Source organism: Ramlibacter sp. WS9 (genome assembly GCF_003797765.1).
Lineage (GTDB): Bacteria > Pseudomonadota > Gammaproteobacteria > Burkholderiales > Burkholderiaceae_C > Ramlibacter.
The window spans coordinates 1-18513 of sequence record NZ_RKMB01000042.1; the positions used below are offsets into that span (position 1 = coordinate 1).

Sequence of the window (18513 nt, forward strand, 5' to 3'; positions counted from 1 at the left end):
TCAAACAGGTGCCGCGAGCATGAGACGGTCGCGTCGCAAGCGACGCTGGGCCGCAAGACCGTCCACCGCGGGCGCCTGGGCTTTATTCGCGCCGCGGCCCGGCCATGCACGGCGTTGCAGTGAGATGGTGGCGTGCCAGCGGTGGCGCGCCAATGTTGGGGCGAACAGGTGAAGCGTTGGCCGTCCACCGGCGGCGTGCCTCGATGGTTTGCGAAGCTGTGCGTGGGCGGGCTGCGGCGCGAATAAAGCCCAGGCGCTTGCGGCGGGTGACCCCGCGACCCAGCACGGCTTCAGCCGTGCGACCGTTTCATGCTCGCGAAAATTGTTTGAGTCGCAGCGTAGCGGAGGCGAGTTTTTTCGCGCGGGTCGCGGGGTCTCCCGGCGCAAGGGATTCGGCAGGAGCTTGCGAAGCAGGCGATGCCGAACGCCGTAGCCATCGCGCCGCAGCCCGCCCACGCACAGCTTTGCCGCGAGGTTCAGGAACGCAAAGCAGGACAAGCACTCCCCGGAAATCAGCGACGAACCAAAAAACAAGTCCCACGGTGAATCTGTTTTGACCTTTTGCGATGCAACGCCCCCGGGAAAACCCTGGAGAAATTCCGCGCAGTCTTGCCTACATTGCTTGCATACAAGATATGAATTCTTGTGTGGTCCGTCAATTCACCCTTCGCAGGAGATCCGCGATGCCCCGATTTTTTCGTTCCCTCTTCGGCCAGGTGCTGCTGGCGCTCGCCATCGGCGTGCTGGTCGGCTTCCTCTGGCCGCAGCAGGCCGTCCAGCTCAAGCCGTTGGGCGACGCCTTCATCAAGCTCATCAAGATGCTGATTCCGCTGATCGTCTTCTGCGTCGTGGTGCACGGCATCGCCGGGGCCGGCGATCTGAAGCGGGTCGGCCGGGTGGGCGTGAAGTCGTTGGTGTACTTCGAACTCGTGACCACCGTGGCGCTGGCGCTAGGGTTAGTGCTGGCCTTCGTGTTCCAGCCCGGCGCCGGCATGAACGTCGATCCCAAGATGCTCGACGCCAAGGCCATGGGCGCCTATGTCGACAACGCGAGCAAGCTCACCGGCGGTGGGACGGTGGAGTTCCTGATGAAGCTCATCCCCACGACGGCCATCAGTGCCTTCGCCAACGGCGACGTGCTGCAGGTGCTGCTGTTCGCGGTGCTGTTCGGCTGCGCGCTGGCGATGCTGGGCGAACGCGGCGCCAAGGTCAGCGGCTTTATCGAGGACATGTCGCATGTGCTGTTCAAGACCATGGGCATCATCATCAAGCTGGCACCGCTGGGCGTGCTGGGCGCCATCGCTTTCACCGTGGGCAAGTACGGGCTCGGCTCGCTCAAGCAGCTGGGCCAGCTGGTCGTGCTGTTCTACGCCGCGGTCTTCCTGTTCGTCGCCATCGTGCTGGGCGGCATCATGCGGTTCTCGGGCTTCTCGCTCTTCAAGCTGCTGCGCTACTTGCGCGAGGAGCTGGCCGTGGTGTTTGCCACCACTTCGTCCGACAGCGTGCTGCCGCAGGTGATGGCCAAGCTCAAGCACATGGGCATCCGCGACTCGACCGTCGGCCTGGTCATCCCCACCGGCTACTCATTCAACCTGGACGCGTTCTCGATCTACATCACGCTGGCGGCGGTCTTCATCGCACAGGCCACCAACACGCCGATCTCGATGGCCGATTTGCTCACCATCCTCGCGATCTCGCTGGTCACTTCGAAGGGCGCACACGGCGTTCCCGGCTCGGCCATCGTGGTGCTGGCGGCCACATTGCAGGCCATTCCCGCGATCCCCGCCATTGGCCTGGTGCTGGTGCTGTCGGTGGACTGGTTCATGGGCATCGCGCGCGCGCTGGGCAATCTGATCGGCAACTGCGTGGCCACCGTCGCCGTCGCGGCATGGGAAGGCGACATCGACCGAGAGCGTGCGCACCAGGTGCTGGACGGCGCCGACGTGCCGGCCCTCGAAGCGCCGAACGGCGCGGCGAATCCCACCCCTGCGGCAGTGGCCGCCGCGTAAACGAGGAGAACAACCATGCAGTCCAAGCCTGTCTCCCCCGCGCGCCGCTCGCTCGTCGCGGCTGCCGCGGGCGCCATTGCTTCGATGGCCACGCTGTCATCCCCCGCCAGTTGGGCGCAAGCCATCGGCAAGCCGGGTGCGCTGCCGGACCAGTTGGACCAGATCATGACCAGCCGCCTGCTGCGCGTGGCGGTGCCCAAGGAGTTTCCGCCGTTCGGCTACCTGCGCGACGGCATCCCCGAAGGCTACGACATCGCCATCGCACGCATGCTGGCGCTGGACCTCAAGGTACGGCTGGAGATCGTGCCGGTGGCCAGCCCGCAGCGCCTGCCGTTCCTGCAGGAAGGCAAGGTGGACCTGGTCATCGCCAGCCTGGGCAAGAATCCGGAGCGCGAGAAGGTGATCGACTTCTCCCAGGCCTACGCGCCGCTCTACATCGGCGTGTTCGGCCCGCCGCCCAAAACCGAAGGTGCGTCGCTCAAGGGCAAGCGGATCGGCGTCACCAAGGGCAGCCTGGACGAGGAGGAGCTCGTGCGCAAGGTGCCCGATGCCGAGATCGTGCGCTACGAAAATTCCGCGGCCATCATCGATGCGTATCTCAAGAACCAGATCGAATACCTGGCCGCCGGCAACGTGGTCATCGAATCGATCAAGGACGTGCAGGCGCGCGACCGAACGCAGCGCGTGCTGCTGCTCAAGGACAGTCCCTGCCACATCGGCGTGCGCAAGAACGAGGCGCGGCTGCTGGCGCGGGTCAACCGCTTCCTGCTGGAGGCGGGCGACTCGCAGGCGCTGATGATCAACGCCATGGTGTGGTTCAAGGCGACGCTGCCGCGCGACTTCTTCTCGCGCGCCAAACCCGTCACGTGATGCCGCAACGCGCGCGCGGAGATGAGCCCTAGAATCGCGCCGTCCCCTTCGAAAGAACCATGGCCACCAGCCAGACCCAGATCGCACAGCAGGTCGTCGAATCCATCCTGGCGCAAAAGCTCGCGCCGGGCGATCGCCTGGGCGAGCAGGAGCTGGCGGCACTGTTCGGTGTCAGCCGCACGATGGTGCGCGAAGCCCTCATGCAGTTGCAGGCGCGCGGTTTCGTCGAAGTGCGCACGCGCAAGGGCTGGTACGTGGTCGAGCCTTCCTTCGAGCAGGCGCAGGACGCTTTCTCGGCCCGCCGCATCATCGAGGCGGGCATCCTGCGCGACGCGGGCAAGCCGCTGCAGTCGGCGATGCGCCAGCTGCGCCAGCACATCGAGCGCGAGAAGCAGGCGATCGACGAAGCCGACCCGGCGACGCGCGCATTCCTGCTGGCCGACTTCCACGTCTGCCTGGCCGAAAGCCTGGGCCAGAAGCTGCTGGTCGACGTGCTGCGCGACCTGACGGCCCGCACCACGCTCGCGGCCACGCTCTACCAGTCGAAGCACGACGCCGCGGAGTCGTGCGCGGAACACGCCGCCATCGTTCGCGCGCTGGAAAAAGGCGACCGCGCCCTCGCTGAAAAACGCATGCTGGAACACATCGGCAACGTGGAGCACGCGCTGGACGCCGTGCCCGCCAAGACCGGCCCCGGCGAGCGGCTGCGGCGCACGCTCGCGCCGTTGGCCGCACCCGCACCCGCACCTGCCACCGCGCCGGCGAAGAAGGCTACGCGTCGTCCTTGACGCGGTATTGCGAAGCCAGTTGCTGCTGCACGGTGGGCGGCACCGCTTCGTAGTGGCTGAAGACGATGGTGTAGCGGCCCTGGCCGCCGGTCAGCGCATTCAGGCGCGATTGATAACTCGCCAGCTCCGACAGAGGCGCCTGCGCGACCACCGCGAGGCTGCCAGTCGAGGAGGTCGTGCCGCTCACCTGGCCGCGCCGTGACGCGAGATCCCCCGTGATGTCACCGATGTGCTGTTCCGGCGCCTGGATCTCCACGTTGACGATCGGCTCCAGCACGCTGGGCCGCGCGGCCTGCACCGCCGCCTGCACCGCCTTCTTGCCGGCCTGGATGAAGGCGATCTCCTTGCTGTCCACCGTGTGGTGCTTGCCGTCGTAGACCACCACGCGCAAATCCACCACCGGGTAGCCCGCGACCACGCCTGCCTCCAATGCCAGCCGCACGCCCTTCTCCACCGCCGGCATGAAGTTGTAGGGAATGGCGCCGCCCTTGACCTGGTCGACGAACTCGAAGCCCGTGCCACGTGGCAGCGGCTCGACGCGCAAGAACACCTCGCCGAACTGGCCGGCCCCGCCGGTCTGCTTCTTGTGGCGATGGTGGCCCTCGGCCGGCGCGGTGATGGTTTCGCGATAGGCGATGCGGGGCGGGCGGGTATTGACCTCGCACTTGTGCACTTCGGTCAGCCGTTCCAGCAGCGTGCGCAGGTGCAGCTCGCCCAGGCCGTACACCACGGTTTCGTTGGTGCTGGCCGCATGTTCCAGCTTCAGGCACGGATCTTCGCTCACCAGCTTGATCAGGATGTCGTGCAGGCGCTGCTCGTCGCCGCGCCGCTTGGGCTCGATGGCGAGGCCGTGCACCGGCACCGGAAACTCCAGCGGCTTCAGGTGAATGTGATCGTCTTCCGCCGCGTCGTGCAGCACGGCGTCGAAATGCAGCTCTTCCACTTTGGCGATCGCGCACAGGTCACCGGGCAGCGCACGCGGAATTTCCTTGAACTCCTTGCCCTGCAGCGAGAACAGGTGGCCGACCTTGAAGGGTCGGCGCGCATCGCCCACGTACAGCTGCATGCCAGTAGCGAGCGTGCCCTGGTGCACGCGGATCACGCCCATCTTGCCGACGTAAGGGTCCTGCGTCACTTTGAACACATGGGCCAGCACGTGCTGCTTCGGGTCCGGCTCGGCCTTCAGCGGCTTGGCATCCGCGCCTTCGCCATTGAGGAAGGCCGGTGGGTTGGCTTCGGTCGGATCGGGTAGCAGCCGCGCGATCACGTCCAGCAGCTCGGGCACGCCGGCGCCGGTGCGCGCGGAGACGAAGCAGATCGGGATCAGGTGGCCTTCGCGCAGTGCCTGCTCCAGCGGCGCATGCAGCTCCTGCGGGTCGACGTCGCCATCGTTCAAGTAGCGCTCGACGAAGGCGGCATCCACTTCGACCACCTGCTCCACCAGGGCGCGATGCGCCTGCTCCACCGACGAGAAGTCCGGCGTGACGCCGTTCTGCGCCATGTTGTAGAAGCAGTCCACCACCTTGGCGCCGCGCTCGGCCGGCAGGTTGACCGGCAGGCACTCCTTGCCGAACGCGGCCTGGATCTGCGCCACCAGCGCTTCCAGGTTCACGCCCTGCGCGTCGATCTTGTTCACGACGATGATGCGGTCGCGCTCGCGCTGCGCCGCCCAGTTCATCATGCGGGCGGCCATCGGCTCGACGCCGGCGGTGGCACTGATCACCACCGCCGCGGTTTCCACCGCTTCGAGCGCGGGCAGCGATTGCCCCAGAAAATCCGGCGCGCCGGGCGTGTCGATGACGTGCGCATGGATGCCTCGATGTCGGAAGTGCACCAGCGACGAGTTGAGCGATCGTTGCGCCTTTTTCTCGAGCGCGTCGTGGTCGCTGACGGTGGAGCCGCGCTCCACGCTGCCCGGCGCGCCGATGGCGCCGGCCTTCCAGAGCAGCGCCTCCACCAGGCTGGTCTTGCCGGCTGTCGCCGGTCCGACCAGGGCCAGCGTGCGCAGCTCGGCTATTTCCGCGGGTGTAGGCATTGCGTGCTCTCCTCTGGGGAACGTCGGCACATGTTAAGCCGGGCAGGCGAGCGAGGGAAGCCGTCCGAGCCCGACCGTGGGCATCGTCCTACATCACGTGAGCGCTCGCCCGCTATTCTTGATCGATGACATCGCCAAAAGACAGGGACGGCAAGGCGCCACGGGAAGAATTCGAGGTGGCCTACTACACCAAGGAGCTGGGGCGCTCGCTGCAACGCAAGATGCTGCAGCGGCAGTTCAACGAGTTCTCCGACAGCCACATCAGCGCCGCGGCGCACCATGGCGAAGACCCCGAGCCGGAATCGAACAGCGCCCCGCCGAAGGAAGACCGCGCAGGTTAGCGTTGCCTGTCATTGCGGCCTTGCCGCCGGCGGCCAGCGGTCGTACACCAACACGGGAATCCGTTTGCCCCACAGTTCGAGCTGCGCGGGCGTGCCGTCATGCACGCGGTTCGCGTCGTCGCCGCGCACGTAGCCTAACGCCACACACGCTTCCGCCAACGGGCTGTAGCCCGCCGATGAAATTTCGCCCACCGGCTCGCCGTCCAGCAGGATGGTCTCGCCGCCCCACACATACGCGGGCGACTGCACGACCAGTGTGACCAGCTTCTTGCGCAAGGGCTGATCCTTGGTGGCGCGCAACGCCGCCTGGCCGATGAATGCGGTGGGTTTGTCCAGCTTGACGCTGAAACCCAGGCCAGCTTCCCACGGCGTTTCATCCGGGCCCAGCTCGGCGCCCCAGGCGCGGCGGCCCTGTTCGATGCGCAGGGCGTCGAGCGCGTAGTAGCCGGCATCGCGCAGGCCCAGCCCCTGACCCGCCTCGACCAGCGCCAGGTAGACATGCCGTGTCATCTCGACCGGCACATACAGCTCGAACCCCGGCCCACCGACGTAGCTCATCCTTGCAGCGCGCACGCGGGCGAAGCCGACGTCGATCTCTTTCGTCCAGGAAAATTTCAGCGCCTCGGGCGACAGGTCGTCCGGGCTCACGCGCGCCAACAGCTCGCGTGCCTTGGGGCCCATCACCGACAGAACGCAGTACAGCGCCGAGACGTCGGTGAGGATGGCGTGCTCGTTGGTGGCGATGTGCCGCGTGATCCAGTCGGCATCGCGCGTGGCCTGGGCCGAGCCGGTGACGATGAGGAAGCGGTCTGCCGCCTGCCGCATCACCGTCAAATCGCTCTCGATGCCGCCGCGCTCGTTGAGCATGGGCGTGTAGACCATCTTGCCGACGGGCACATCCATCTCGTTCGCGCACAGCCGCTGCAGCAGCGCCAGCGCATCGCGGCCTTGCAGCAACAGCTTGGAGAATGAGGTTTGGTCGTAGAGCGCCACCGCTTCGCGCGTCGCCTTCTGTTCCTCGATCATCCAGGGCAGCCAGCCCGGCGTGCCCAGCGTGTACTCCGGCCGCGCCACGCCCGGCGGCTTGAAGTAGTTCGCCCGCTCCCACCCGTTCTTGCTGCCGAACTCGGCGCCGCGCGCCGACAACAGGTCATAGAGCGGCGAAGTGCGCAGCGGCCGCGCGGTCTCCAGCTCCTGCCGCGGCCAGCGCATCGCGTAGTGCAGGCCCAGCGTCTCGCCGGTGCGCTCGGCCAGGGCCTTGCGGTTGCCGGTGAAGGGGCCGAAGCGGCGGATGTCCACGTCCCACAGGTCGGTGCTGGGCTCCCCGCCTACGATCCATTCGGCCATCAGCCGGCCCGCACCGCCCGAGTTGGCGATGCCGGCCGAATTGAAGCCGGCGCACACGAAGTAATTGCGCAGCTCGGGCGCTTCGCCCAGGATGAAATTGCCGTCGGGCGTGAAGCTCTCCGGCCCATTGAGCAGCATCTTGATTTCGGCCGTTTCCAGGCAGGGCGTGCGGTGCATGGCATTGGTCATCAGCACCTCGAACTGGTCCCAGTCCTCGTCCAGCAGCTGGAACTGGAAGGTGCTGGGAATAGGATGAATCTTCCAGGGCTTGGCCTTCGGCTCGAAGCCGCCCATCACCAGCCCGCCCACTTCTTCCTTGTAGTAGATGAACCCGTCCGGGTCGCGCATCACCGGCAGCATGGGGTGCACGCCGGGGATCAGGCCGGTGACGACGTAGAAATGCTCCGCCGAGTACAGCGGCACGTTCACACCGGCCAGCGCGCCGAATTGCCGCGCCCATTGGCCCGCGCAGTTCACCAGCACTTCGCAGCGCACTTCACCTTGCGTGGTGCGCAGGCCCGTCACGCGGCCCTGCTCCGTCAGCACGCCGGTGACCTCCACGCCTTCCATGATCTTCACACCCCGCTTGCGCGCGCCCTTGGCCAGCGACATGCACAGGTCGGCCGGATTGGCCTTGCCGTCGCCGGGTAGCCAGAGCGCGCCTTGCAGGTCGTCGGTGCGCATGACGGGATACCGTTCCCCCGCTTCGGCCGGCGAAATCTCCTGGCACTCGACGCCGAAGCTGCGTGCCATCGCGAGCTGTTTGCGCAAGACCTGCATGCGCTCGGGCGTGCGCGCGACGTTGACGCTGCCGCACTGCTTCCAGCCGGTGGCCAGCCCGGTCTCCGCTTCGAGCGTGGCGTACAGCTCGATGCCGTACTTGCTCATTTGCGTCATGTTGCGGTTGGGGCGCATCTGGCCGACCAGCCCCGCGGCATGCCAGGTGGTGCCGCTGGTCAGCTGGCCCTGCTCCAGCAGCAGTACGTCGGTCTTGCCGAGCTTGGCCAGGTGGTAGGCGACCGAGCAGCCCACGATGCCACCGCCGACGATGACGATCTGGGCTTGGATAGGCAAATCCATCGGGGTGTCTCCTTTGCGGTCAGCCCATTCGCAGGGCCATCACGCCGCCGACGATGGCCGCCGTGCCCGCCACGCGTTGCGCATTGAATTTTTCCTTCAGGAACCAGACACCCAGCAGCGCCGCGAACAGCACCGATGTCTCACGCAATGCCGCCACCGTCGCGACCGGCGCGCGCGTCATGGCCCAGAGTGCGATGCCGTAGGAGCCGAGTGACGCGGCCGCGCCCATCGCCGCGATCGGCCAGCGCGCGCGCACGTAGGGCCACACGACGGGGCCGCCGCGCCGCATGAACACGATCAGCGCGAACGGCCAGCCGTCGATGACGAACAGCGCCACGACGTACTGGAGCGCATTGCCGCTGGCACGCGCGCCCAGCGCGTCCACGACGGTGTAGAGCGCGATCACCACCGCGTTGGCCAGGGCGAACGCGACCGCACGCGGCGAATCGATCGCGTGGCGCGACAGGCCGAGTGCCAGCACGCCGCAGCTCACGCCCAGCACACCGGCCCACGACAGCGGCGACAAGGTCTCGCCGAGCACCGTCGCCGCCGACAGCGCCACCAGCAGCGGCGCCGTGCCGCGCATCAGCGGATAGGTCAGCCCGAGGTCGCCGTGCTTGTAGGCCCCGGTGAGCGCGATGTAATAGGCGATGTGGATCGCGGCCGAAGCGAGGATGAACGGCCAGGCGGCCGCGGGCGGCCAGCCGACCAGGAGGATGAGTGGCACGGCCAGCAGCGAGCCGACCACGTGGATCGTCGCCGTGTCCAAAGCCTTGTCGGCGCTAGCCTTGACCAGCGCGTTCCAGCTGGCGTGCAGCAGCGCGCCGACCAGCACGGCCGCCACCACCGGCCAGGTGAGGGTCATGAAAGCTGCTCGCTCGCAGCCAGGGCGCAGCGGCGCGCTCGTTCCAGGTAATGGGCCAGCGACGGCGTGGCCAGGCCCGCGGCCTTGGCCTGGTCGTCCCAGATGCGCACGCGCACCGCGTCGGCCGCCCCGCGCTGGGCGATGAAGGCCTCGGCCTGCCCTTCGTTGAAGATGCCGCCTTGCAGGCCCAGTGAACGCTTGGAGTCGTCCGACAGCGCCGCGAAGTAGCCGGGACGCGTGGCGCAAAGATAGCGCTTGGCGTCGACGTGCAGCTTGATGGCGTCGATCACGCTGTCGCCGAACAGGCCGCGCAGGAAGGGCAGCGCGCGGTACTGGTGCACGTCGTCCACGCCGCGCAAGCTGGGCGTCTCGCCCAGGTCGTGCAGCAGGTGGCCCAGGTCGTGCAGCAGGGCGGCCGTCACCAGTTCGTCGCCGGCGTTCTCGGCTTCGGCGAGTTGCGCGCATTGCAGCGCGTGCTGCAGCTGCGTGACCGGCTCGCCGGCGTACTGCTCGCCGCCGCGCTCGGCGAAGAGCTCTTCGATATCACGAAAGGTCAGGGCCATGTCAGCAGTAATGGAAGACTCACTCCCAGGGAAGCGAGTAGGTCTTGAGGTTGGTGAAGCTCTTCATCGCCTCCTGCACGCCTTCCTTGTAGCCCAGGCCCGAATCCTTGATGCCGCCGAAGGGCGTGAGCTCGAGCCGGTAGCCCGGTACTTCGCGCACGTTGACGCTGCCGACCTGCAGCTCGCTGACGAAGCGGGTGATGTAGTCGAGCCGGTTGGTGCAGACGGAGCTGGACAGGCCATAGGCCGTTCCGTTGGAAATGGCGATCGCTTCTTCGATGGACTTGAAGCGGATGATCGGCGAGACCGGGCCGAACGTCTCCTCGCGCACCAGCGTCATCTCGGGGCGCACATTGTCCAGGACGGTGGGTGAGTACATCGCGCCTTGCCGCTGGTTGCCCGCGAGAAGCCGGGCACCCTGCGAGACCGCCTCATCCACCCGAGATTCGAACAGCTTGGCGGCGTGGTCGTCGATCACGGTGCCCATGTCGCTGGCCTTGTCCATCGGGTCGCCGTGTTTCCAGGCGCGGGTCTTGTCCACCACCAGCTCCGTGAACTTCGCCGCCACGGCCTCGTGCACCAGCATGCGCTTGACGGCCGTGCACCTTTGCCCCGAGTTCTTGTACGAGCCCTGCACGGCCAGCGTGGACGCCTCGTCGAGGTCGGCGTCCTCCATCACGATGATCGGGTCGTTGCCGCCCAGCTCCAGCACGACGCGGCGGTAGCCGGCCTTGCTCGCGATGTATTTGCCGATGGCGACGCCGCCGGTGAAGGTGACCAGGTCGACATGCTCGTTCGTGATCAGCTCGTCGGCGATCTCGCGCGGGTCGCCGGTGACCACGCTCAGCATCTCCGGCGGCAGGCCCGCTCGGTACAGGATGTCCGCGAAGAAGATCGCCGAGAACGGCACTTTCTCCGAGGGCTTGAGCACCATGCGGTTGTTGGTCGCGATGCTGGGCACCACCTTGTGCGCCACCTGGTTCATCGGGTGGTTGAACGGCGTGATGGCGGTGATCACGCCCAGCAGCGGCGAGCGCTGCGTGTACACGCGCCGCTTCTTGCCGTGCGGCGTCAGGTCGCAGCTGAAGATCTGGCCGTCATCCTTGAGCACTTCGGTGGCGCCGAACAGCAGCACGTCGCTGACGCGGCCGGCCTCGTAGAGCGAGTCCTTCAGGCACAGGCCCGATTCGGCGGTGATCAGGCGCGAGACGTCGTCCAGCCGCTCGCGGACGATGGCGGCGGCCTTGTTGAGGATGTCGGCGCGCTCGAAACGGGTGAGCCTGGGCCGGAAGGCGTGGGCCGTGGTGAAAGCTTCGCGCACTTCGTCCAGCGTCGCCTTGGGTACGGTGCCGATTCGCTCGTTGGTGAAGGGGTTGGACACCTCGATGGCGCGGTCGCGGCCCGCGCCGACCTTGCGGCCGGCGATGCGCATCGCGTCGAGCTGGTGGTCGAGAATGAATTGCTTCACGCAGTCACCCCCCGTAGGGTGGGCACTTGTGCCCACCAGGGAGGCTGCATGATTGCCGGTGGGCACAAGTGCCCACCCTACGTGAAGACATCCGCATGCGGCTATTGCGCATAGTTCAACGCCAGATCGAACGCATCGAAATTCCGCAGCCGGCGGGTCGTGTCCAGCCCCGGCAGCTTGCGGTTGAGGATCAGCGGTACGTGCTGCTCGCTGATACCGCCATGCGAACGCAGTGGTGCATCGAGGCCCGAGAGGTCGTGCCGGCTGACCGACGTCCCGAGCACGGTGAAGCGCCCGGAGACGCAGACGATGTCCCCGATGCGGTCGGCCGGCAACTCGAAGCGCCGCGCCGCTTCTTCGCGCGTCAGCACCATTTCCATGTTCCGGTGCCGGCGCAATTGGCCGACGACAGGCCCCGCTTCGACATCGGCCGGCAAGTAGATGGTGGCGAATGAGCCCAGCGCGCCGTGGTGCACAACGTAAGGGTCGGTGATCGGCAGTATGACGCGCGCCTTGCCCACGCCCAGCTGCGTGTCGCACCAGTCCTGCAGGTAGATGACATCGGGCGTGCCGTCCAGCGCCACCTTGGCGTTCATGCCGTGATCGGCGGTGAGCGCGATGACGCAGCCCATGGCGTCGAGTTGCGCCAGGTAGCCGTCCATCATCGCGTTGAAGGCATTGGCACCTGGCGCGCCGGGCGCGTGCTTGTGCTGAACGTAGTCGGTCGTGGACAGGTACAGCACGTCAGGCCTGCGCGTCGCCATCAGCTTCACGCCGGCGGCGAAGACGAACTCGGACAACTCCGCGCTGTACACGCTGGGCACGGCCATGCCGACCAGCGCGGGAACGCCGTCGATGCCGTTCTCGGCCACGGTCGCCTCGTCGGACTTTTCGGAAGAAAAGCAGATGCCCTTCATCTGGTGCCCGAGCAGGCGCCGCAGCTTGTCTTTGGCGGTGACGACAGCGACCGACTTGCCCGCATCGGCCAGCGCCGCCAGCAGCGTGGGCGCGCGCAGCCACTTCGGGTCGTTCATCATCACCTCGGTGCCACTGGCCTGGTCGTACAGGTAGTTGCCGCAGATGCCGTGCACGCTGGGTGGCGCACCGGTGACGATGGACAGGTTGTTGGGGTTGGTGAAGCTGGGCACCACGCAGTCGGCGATCAGCCCCGTACCGTTCGCCAATGTCCGCTTCAACCAGGGCATGTGGCCGCCGGCCACGGCCTGCGCCAGGTAGTCGGGCTCGCAGCCGTCGACGCAGACGACGACGGTGGGCGAGGTGGGCAGCTTGTAGCTGCGGTTATTGACGTTCAGCACGGGTGCCCTTTCCGCTTTTTGCCGCCGCGATCTCGCGTTGCCGCACACGCTCCTGGCGGCGCAGGTCGTTCTCGATCGTGCGCTCCTTGCTGTCCATCACGTGGGCGAACATGGCCTTGCCCGCGGCGTCCGGGTCGCCCGAGGCGATGGCCTTGATGATCTGGCGATGCTCGCTGGCGGAGATAGGCAGCAGCCAGCCGTCGGCCAGGTTCAGCCGCCGGAACAGCGACAGTTCCTTGATCAGTTTGCGGTAGATCGCGGTGAGCTTGCTGTTGCCCGCCATTTCCACCAGCCGGTCATGGAACTTGAGATTGAGCAGGTGGTAGTTGTAGGCGTCTTCGGCCTTCACCGCTTTCTCCATCGAATCGACCAGGCCCTTAAGCTCTTTCGATTGCGCGGGCGTGATGTCGCGCGCCAGCTTGCGGCCGACCAGTTCATCCATCGCGGCGCGCAGGTCGAAGATTTCCACCGCCTCGTCGATCGGGATGTCGCGCACGAAGACACCGCGGTTCTTCTCGTTGCGCACCAGGCCCGCCTCTTCGAGCATGCGGAAGGCCTCGCGCACGGGCCCGCGCGACACGCCCATCTTCTGCGCCAGCGTCGCTTCGATCAATTTGCTGCCGGGGGCGTATTCGCCTTGCAGGATGGCCTTTTCGATTTCCTGCTGCACCACATTGGTCAGCGAACTGCTTTGCAGCAGTGCGATCGTGGGGTGCAAGAGAGCGTTCATGCCCCACATCAAAGCAGCATTTTTTTGGATTGTCAACAATCTGCAAAAAACAATTGACAACATATAAGGTCCGTCGTCCAATCAATTCACAACCTGTCCTTGAGGAGCCTCCCATGCGTCGTTCGTTCGTCATGAAGTCCTTCCTGCTGGCCGGCCTCGCGGCATTTGCCGCCGGCGCCTTCGCCCAGAAAACCCAGTTGCTGGTCTACACCGCGCTGGAGACGGACCAGATCAAGGCCTACCAGGAGGCGTTCAACCGGGTCGAGCCCAACATCGAGATCAAGTGGGTGCGCGACTCGACGGGCGTGATCATCGCCAAGCTGCTCGCCGAGAAGAACAACCCGCAGGCCGACGTGATCTGGGGCGTGGCCGCCACCGGCATGGCGCTGTTCGACCAAAACAAGATGCTGGAGCCCTATGCCCCGCTGAACCTGGACGCCATCATGTCCAAGTACCGCGACGCGAAGAATCCGCCGGCCTGGTGGGGCATGGACGTGTATGGCGCGACGGTCTGCTTCAACACGGTCGAAGCGCAAAAGCGCAACATCCCCAAGCCCGAAACCTGGAAGGACCTGCTCAAGCCCGTCTACAAAGGACAGGTGGTGATGCCCAATCCGGCGTCGTCGGGCACCGGCTACTTCGACGTCATCGCCTGGCTGTCGATGTTCGGCGACGACGCCGGCAAGGGCGGCGGCTGGAAATACATGGACGGCCTGCATGACAACATCGGCCAGTACACGCACTCGGGCTCCAAGCCCTGCAACATGGCCGCGGCCGGCGAATACGTGGTGGGCATCTCCTTCGAATACCGCGGCCACAGCAACAAGGCCAAGGGCGCGCCCATCGACCTGGTGTTCCCCAAAGAAGGCCTGGGCTGGGACCTGGAAGCGTTCGGCATCCACAAAGGCACCAAGAAGATGGACGCCGCCAAGAAACTCGCGGATTGGGCGTCGAGCAAGGACGCGATGCTGTTGTACGGCAAGAATTTCGCCATCACCGCGCAGCCGGGCGTCGCGCCCAAGCTGGCCAACATCCCGGCCGACTACGAGGCGCGCCTGACCAAGATGGACTTCAGCTACGCCGCCAGCAACCGGGACCGCATCCTGACCGAGTGGAACAAGCGCTACAACGCGAAGTCCGAGAAGCGTTGAGCCGGGAAGACGAGAGGGTGACCGCGGACCTGCTCCTCGAACTGCGCCGCATCCGCAAGGACTTCGGCGGCTTCACGGCCCTGCACGACATCGACCTGGGCATCCGCCAAGGCGAGTTCGTGTGCTTCCTCGGGCCCTCGGGCTGCGGCAAGACCACGCTGCTGCGCATCATTGCCGGGCTGGAAGTGCAGACCTCTGGCGAAGTCTGGCAGGGCGGCCGCAACATCTCCACGCTGCCGCCGGCGCAGCGCGACTACGGCATCGTGTTCCAGAGCTACGCGCTGTTCCCCAACCTCAGCGTCGCCGACAACGTCGCCTACGGGCTGGTGAATGGCAAGACGCCGAAAGCGGAAATTCACAAGCGCGTGATGGAGCTGGTCAAGCTGGTGGGCTTGCCGGGCAGTGAAGGCAAATACCCCGCGCAGCTCTCCGGCGGCCAGCAGCAGCGTATCGCCCTGGCGCGCGCGCTCGCCACGTCACCCGGCCTGCTGCTGCTCGACGAGCCGTTGTCCGCGCTCGATGCGCTGGAGCGCGTGCGGCTGCGCCAGGAAATCCGCGCGTTGCAGCAGAAGGTGGGCGTCACCACCATCATGGTCACGCACGACCAGGAAGAGGCGCTGTCGGTGGCCGACCGCATCGTGGTGATGAACCACGGCGTGATCGAACAGGTCGGCACGCCCATGGACATTTACCGCGAGCCGGCCTCGCCTTTCGTCGCCGACTTCGTGGGCAAGGTCAACGTGCTGCCGGCCAAGGTGGCGGGCGGCGAGCTGAGGGTGGGCGCACTGCGTATTCCGTGCGAAGGTGCTGACCGTGAGGCGCGCCTCTACCTGCGCCCGGAGGACGTGCTGGCCCGGCCGATCGCCGATGGTGACCCGCATGTGTTCGACGCCAGCATCGAGAAAATCGAGTTTCTCGGCTCGTACTGCCACGTGAAGGTCGGCTCGCCCGCGCTCGATTCGAACAAGCTCACGGTGTACCTGTCGCTCAACTACCTGTCGGAGCAATCGCTGGAAGTCGGCTCGCCGCTCAAGCTGAAATTGCTGCCCGAGCGCATCAAGGTGTTCTGAAATGGCTGCGGTCCTGCCGGCTGCCCACGCAGCCCCGGTCAAGCAGTCGGCCCACTGGACCGACCGCATCGCGCACATCGCGCTGCTGGTGGTGGCGCTGATGCTGGTCGCCTTCCTGGCCTTGCCGCTGCTCACCATCCTGCTGCAGGCGGTGCAGGGCAAGCAGGAAGAGTTCGTGGGCCTCACGAACTTCATCGAGTACGCTAAAACACCCTCGCTGCTCAACAGCTTGTGGAACAGCGTCTGGGTTTCTGCGGTGGTCACGATCGTCGCGGTGCCGCTGGCCTTCGGCTTCGCCTATGCGCTCACCCGATCGCTGATGCCGTTCAAGCCGCTGTTTCGCGGCATCACGCTCATCCCGCTACTCGCACCCTCGCTGCTGTCGGCCATTTCGCTCATCTACTGGTTCGGCAACCAGGGCGTCTTCAAGGGTTGGATGACGGCATTCGGCTGGACCGAGATCTACGGCGCGCCCGGCATCGTCATCGCGGAATGCTTCGCGGTGTTCCCGCATGCGCTGATGATCCTGGTGACGGCGCTCAGCCTGTCCGACGCGCGCCTGTACGAAGCGGCGGATGCCATGGGCACCACCGCTGCGCGCAAGTTCTTCACCATCACCCTGCCCGGCGCCAAGTACGGGCTGATCTCGGCGGCGCTCGTCACCTTCACGCTGGTGATCACCGACTTCGGCATCCCCAAGGTCATCGGCGGCAGCTTCAATGTGCTGGCCACCGACGTGTTCAAGCTGGTGATCGGCCAGCAGGACTTTTCCAAGGGCGCGGTGGTGGCCATTCTGCTGCTGGCGCCGGCCATCATCACCTTCGCGGTGGACGGCTATGTGAGCCGCAGGCAGACGGCCATGCTCACCGCACGCGCCGTCCCGTACCGGCCCAAGCCCGCGCCGAAGTACGACGCGGCGATGACGCTCTACTGCTCACTCATTGCCTTCCTGGTGCTGGCGATGCTGGGCATGGCCATCTTCGCTTCGTTCGCGAGCTTCTGGCCGTACAACCTCTCGCCCAGCCTGCGCCACTACGCGCTCGGCCTGGTGGACGCCGAAGTGAGCGTGGCCTTCGTCAACAGCCTAAAGATGGCGGCGGGCACGGCGGTGTTCGGCACGGCTCTGGTGTTCTGCGGCGCCTACCTGCTGGAAAAAACCAAGGGCATGGACGGGTTGCGAGGCATCGTGAAATTGCTTGCCATGTTGCCGATGGCCGTGCCCGGCCTGGTGCTGGGCCTGGGCTACATCTTCTTCTTCAACGAGCCGAAGAATCCGCTCAACGGCCTGTACCACACGGTGACGCTGCTCACGCTTTGCACCATCGTCCACTTCTACACCACGGGCCACCTCACGGCAGTGACGGCGCTGAAGGCCCTCGACGGCGAGTTCGAGGCCGTCAGCGCCTCGCTCAAGGTGCCGTTCTTCAAGACCTTCTGGCGCGTGACGCTGCCGATCTGCACGCCTGCGCTGGTGGACATCGCGCGCTACTTCTTCATCAACGCCATGACGACGATCTCGGCCGTGGTGTTCTTGTATTCGCCCGAGACCAAGGTCGCGTCGATCGCCATCCTCAACCTGGATGAGGCGGGCGAGATCGGCGCCGCTGCCGCGATGGCGGTGTTGATCGGTGCCGCGTCGGCCGTTGCCACGCTGATCTTCATGACGCTGGGCTGGTGGGTCAACCGACGCACCCAGGCCTGGCGTTCCACCGATAGATAGACAGGAAGTACGTGACATGGACCGAGACAAAATCCTCCTCACCCCCGGCCCCCTCACCACGACGCTGCGCACCAAGCTCGCCATGCTGCGCGACTGGGGCTCGTGGGACAGCGACTTTAATGAAGTGACGGCGCGGGTGCGGCGCAGCCTGCTCAAGGTCATCCACGGCGAAGACTCGCACGTCGTCGTACCGATGCAGGGCAGCGGCACTTTCAGCGTCGAGGCCGCGGTCGCCACGTTGGTGCCGCGCGACGGACACGTGCTGGTGATGGACAACGGCGCGTACTGCAAGCGCGCCGCGAAGCTCACCTCGCTGATGGGCCGCAGCTGCACGGTCATGCCGTTCGACGAGGCCACGCCGGTGTCGCCGGTGGCGCTGGAAGCGAAGCTCACCGAAGACAAGAGCATCACCCATGTCGTCCTCATCCATTGCGAGACCGGCGCGGGCGTCTGGAACCCGCTGCAGGCGGTCGCGGATGTCTGCGCGAAGCACGACAAGGGCCTGATCGTCGACGCGATGAGTTCGTTCGGCGCGCTGCCGATCGACGCGCGCGAAACCAGGTTCGATGCGCTGATCGCCGCCAGCGGCAAGTGCCTGGAAGGCGTGCCCGGGATGGGCTTCGTCTTCATCCGCAAGGCTGTGCTGGACGGCTGCGCCGGGCGCAGCCAGTCGCTGGCGATGGACCTGCACGACCAGCACAGCTACATGGAGAAGACCGGGCAGTGGCGCTTCACGCCGCCGACCCACGTTGTCGTGGCGCTGGCCGAGGCGATCACGCAGTTCGAGGCCGAAGGCGGCCAGCCGGCGCGGCTCGCCCGCTACACCGCCAACTACCAGACGCTGATCCACGGCATGTCACGGCTGGGCTTCATGCCGTTTCTCGACCCGTCGGTGCAGGCGCCGATCATCGTGACGTTCCACGCGCCGGGCGACCCGCGCTATGACTTCAAGGCGTTCTACGCGGCAGCGCGCCAGCGGGGTTTCATTCTGTATCCGGGCAAGCTCACACAGGTCGAAACTTTTCGCGTAGGCTGTATCGGAGCCATTGGCCCCGATGAAATGGAGCAGGCCGTGCAAGCCGTGGCGCTGGTGCTGGAGGACATGGGCATCGCCTCCGGGGAACCAGCGATCTAGAGCAACGCAAAGAAGAATCCAAGAA

The 18513-nt window shown here is 66.1% G+C and carries 15 protein-coding genes; 8 read left to right on the top strand and 7 right to left on the bottom strand.

Going from position 1 to position 18513, the window contains the following annotated elements; all coding sequences use genetic code 11:
* Positions 1-683: 683 nt before the first annotated feature.
* From EEB15_RS30950 to EEB15_RS30960, 3 genes are read left to right on the top strand one after another with little or no spacing between them, the layout of a single operon-like run.
* Positions 684-2009 (top strand): C4-dicarboxylate transporter DctA, encoded by a 1326-nt coding sequence (locus tag EEB15_RS30950; protein WP_141513841.1) that lies wholly within the window; start codon positions 684-686, stop codon positions 2007-2009.
* Positions 2010-2024: 15 nt separating this feature from the next.
* The gene (locus EEB15_RS30955) at positions 2025-2879 is read left to right on the top strand and encodes a transporter substrate-binding domain-containing protein (protein ID WP_141513842.1); all 855 of its coding nucleotides are present in this window, start codon (positions 2025-2027) and stop codon (positions 2877-2879) included.
* A 59-nt stretch (positions 2880-2938) separates the two neighbouring features.
* The gene (locus tag EEB15_RS30960; RefSeq protein WP_141513843.1) at positions 2939-3667 is read left to right on the top strand and encodes a GntR family transcriptional regulator; all 729 of its coding nucleotides are present in this window, start codon (positions 2939-2941) and stop codon (positions 3665-3667) included.
* Here EEB15_RS30960 and fusA read toward each other — a convergent pair.
* Entirely contained in the window at positions 3651-5702 is a 2052-nt protein-coding gene (fusA, locus tag EEB15_RS30965; protein ID WP_141513844.1) for an elongation factor G, read from the bottom strand. The two genes, EEB15_RS30960 and fusA, sit on opposite strands and share 17 nt — an antisense overlap.
* 125 nt (positions 5703-5827) lie before the next feature.
* Here fusA and EEB15_RS30970 point away from each other — a divergent pair, with 125 nt between their 5' ends.
* Positions 5828-6043, top strand: a complete 216-nt coding sequence (locus tag EEB15_RS30970) for a hypothetical protein (RefSeq protein ID WP_141513845.1) — start codon at positions 5828-5830, stop codon at positions 6041-6043.
* Between the two features lie 9 nt (positions 6044-6052).
* On the opposite strand, the gene EEB15_RS30975 is transcribed toward EEB15_RS30970, so the two are convergent.
* The 6 genes from EEB15_RS30975 to EEB15_RS31000 all read right to left on the bottom strand — a co-directional run bounded on the left by EEB15_RS30975 (position 6053) and on the right by EEB15_RS31000 (position 13412).
* The gene (locus tag EEB15_RS30975; RefSeq protein WP_141513846.1) at positions 6053-8470 is read right to left on the bottom strand and encodes an FAD-dependent oxidoreductase; all 2418 of its coding nucleotides are present in this window, start codon (positions 8468-8470) and stop codon (positions 6053-6055) included.
* Between the two features lie 19 nt (positions 8471-8489).
* Positions 8490-9335 (bottom strand): EamA family transporter, encoded by an 846-nt coding sequence (locus tag EEB15_RS30980; protein WP_141513847.1) that lies wholly within the window; start codon positions 9333-9335, stop codon positions 8490-8492.
* Positions 9332-9898 carry a phosphonate degradation HD-domain oxygenase gene (locus tag EEB15_RS30985; RefSeq protein WP_141513848.1) on the bottom strand — a complete coding sequence of 189 codons (567 nt, stop codon included), beginning with the start codon at positions 9896-9898 and terminating at the stop codon, positions 9332-9334. Before EEB15_RS30985 ends, EEB15_RS30980 begins: the two co-directional genes overlap by 4 nt.
* A gap of 19 nt (positions 9899-9917) precedes the next feature.
* Positions 9918-11330 (bottom strand): phosphonoacetaldehyde dehydrogenase, encoded by a 1413-nt coding sequence (gene phnY / locus EEB15_RS30990; RefSeq protein ID WP_141513867.1) that lies wholly within the window; start codon positions 11328-11330, stop codon positions 9918-9920.
* A gap of 137 nt (positions 11331-11467) precedes the next feature.
* A complete protein-coding gene (gene phnA / locus EEB15_RS30995; protein ID WP_141513849.1) occupies positions 11468-12682 on the bottom strand; it encodes a phosphonoacetate hydrolase in 1215 nt (404 codons plus the stop codon).
* On the bottom strand, positions 12666-13412 hold the full coding sequence (locus EEB15_RS31000; RefSeq protein WP_233259696.1) for a phosphonate utilization associated transcriptional regulator: 747 nt from the start codon (positions 13410-13412) through the stop codon (positions 12666-12668). Before EEB15_RS31000 ends, phnA begins: the two co-directional genes overlap by 17 nt.
* 113 nt (positions 13413-13525) lie before the next feature.
* On the opposite strand from EEB15_RS31000, the gene EEB15_RS31005 reads away from it, so the two are divergent.
* Genes EEB15_RS31005 through EEB15_RS31020 form a run of 4 tightly spaced genes read left to right on the top strand, consistent with a single transcriptional unit; the run spans position 13526 to position 18488 of the window.
* The gene (locus EEB15_RS31005; RefSeq protein WP_141513851.1) at positions 13526-14563 is read left to right on the top strand and encodes a putative 2-aminoethylphosphonate ABC transporter substrate-binding protein; all 1038 of its coding nucleotides are present in this window, start codon (positions 13526-13528) and stop codon (positions 14561-14563) included.
* 17 nt (positions 14564-14580) lie between these two features.
* Positions 14581-15633 (top strand): putative 2-aminoethylphosphonate ABC transporter ATP-binding protein, encoded by a 1053-nt coding sequence (locus EEB15_RS31010; RefSeq protein ID WP_141513868.1) that lies wholly within the window; start codon positions 14581-14583, stop codon positions 15631-15633.
* 1 nt (position 15634) lies between these two features.
* Entirely contained in the window at positions 15635-17353 is a 1719-nt protein-coding gene (locus EEB15_RS31015) for a putative 2-aminoethylphosphonate ABC transporter permease subunit (RefSeq protein ID WP_141513852.1), read from the top strand.
* Between the two features lie 16 nt (positions 17354-17369).
* On the top strand, positions 17370-18488 hold the full coding sequence (locus tag EEB15_RS31020; protein ID WP_141513853.1) for a 2-aminoethylphosphonate--pyruvate transaminase: 1119 nt from the start codon (positions 17370-17372) through the stop codon (positions 18486-18488).
* The last annotated feature ends 25 nt before the right edge of the window (positions 18489-18513 follow it).

Excerpts from the sequence above, each read along its gene's own strand:
- EEB15_RS30950 (WP_141513841.1), top strand. The coding sequence starts at position 684 with ATGCCCCGATTTTTTCGTTCCCTCTTCGGCCAGGTGCTGCTGGCGCTC.
- EEB15_RS30955 (WP_141513842.1), top strand. The coding sequence starts at position 2,025 with ATGCAGTCCAAGCCTGTCTCCCCCGCGCGCCGCTCGCTCGTCGCGGCT.
- EEB15_RS30960 (WP_141513843.1), top strand. The coding sequence starts at position 2,939 with ATGGCCACCAGCCAGACCCAGATCGCACAGCAGGTCGTCGAATCCATC.
- fusA (WP_141513844.1), bottom strand. The coding sequence starts at position 5,702 with ATGCCTACACCCGCGGAAATAGCCGAGCTGCGCACGCTGGCCCTGGTC.
- EEB15_RS30970 (WP_141513845.1), top strand. The coding sequence starts at position 5,828 with ATGACATCGCCAAAAGACAGGGACGGCAAGGCGCCACGGGAAGAATTC.
- EEB15_RS30975 (WP_141513846.1), bottom strand. The coding sequence starts at position 8,470 with ATGGATTTGCCTATCCAAGCCCAGATCGTCATCGTCGGCGGTGGCATC.
- EEB15_RS30980 (WP_141513847.1), bottom strand. The coding sequence starts at position 9,335 with ATGACCCTCACCTGGCCGGTGGTGGCGGCCGTGCTGGTCGGCGCGCTG.
- EEB15_RS30985 (WP_141513848.1), bottom strand. The coding sequence starts at position 9,898 with ATGGCCCTGACCTTTCGTGATATCGAAGAGCTCTTCGCCGAGCGCGGC.
- phnY (WP_141513867.1), bottom strand. The coding sequence starts at position 11,330 with ATGCGCATCGCCGGCCGCAAGGTCGGCGCGGGCCGCGACCGCGCCATC.
- EEB15_RS31000 (WP_233259696.1), bottom strand. The coding sequence starts at position 13,412 with ATGAACGCTCTCTTGCACCCCACGATCGCACTGCTGCAAAGCAGTTCG.
- EEB15_RS31005 (WP_141513851.1), top strand. The coding sequence starts at position 13,526 with ATGCGTCGTTCGTTCGTCATGAAGTCCTTCCTGCTGGCCGGCCTCGCG.
- EEB15_RS31015 (WP_141513852.1), top strand. The coding sequence starts at position 15,635 with ATGGCTGCGGTCCTGCCGGCTGCCCACGCAGCCCCGGTCAAGCAGTCG.
- EEB15_RS31020 (WP_141513853.1), top strand. The coding sequence starts at position 17,370 with ATGGACCGAGACAAAATCCTCCTCACCCCCGGCCCCCTCACCACGACG.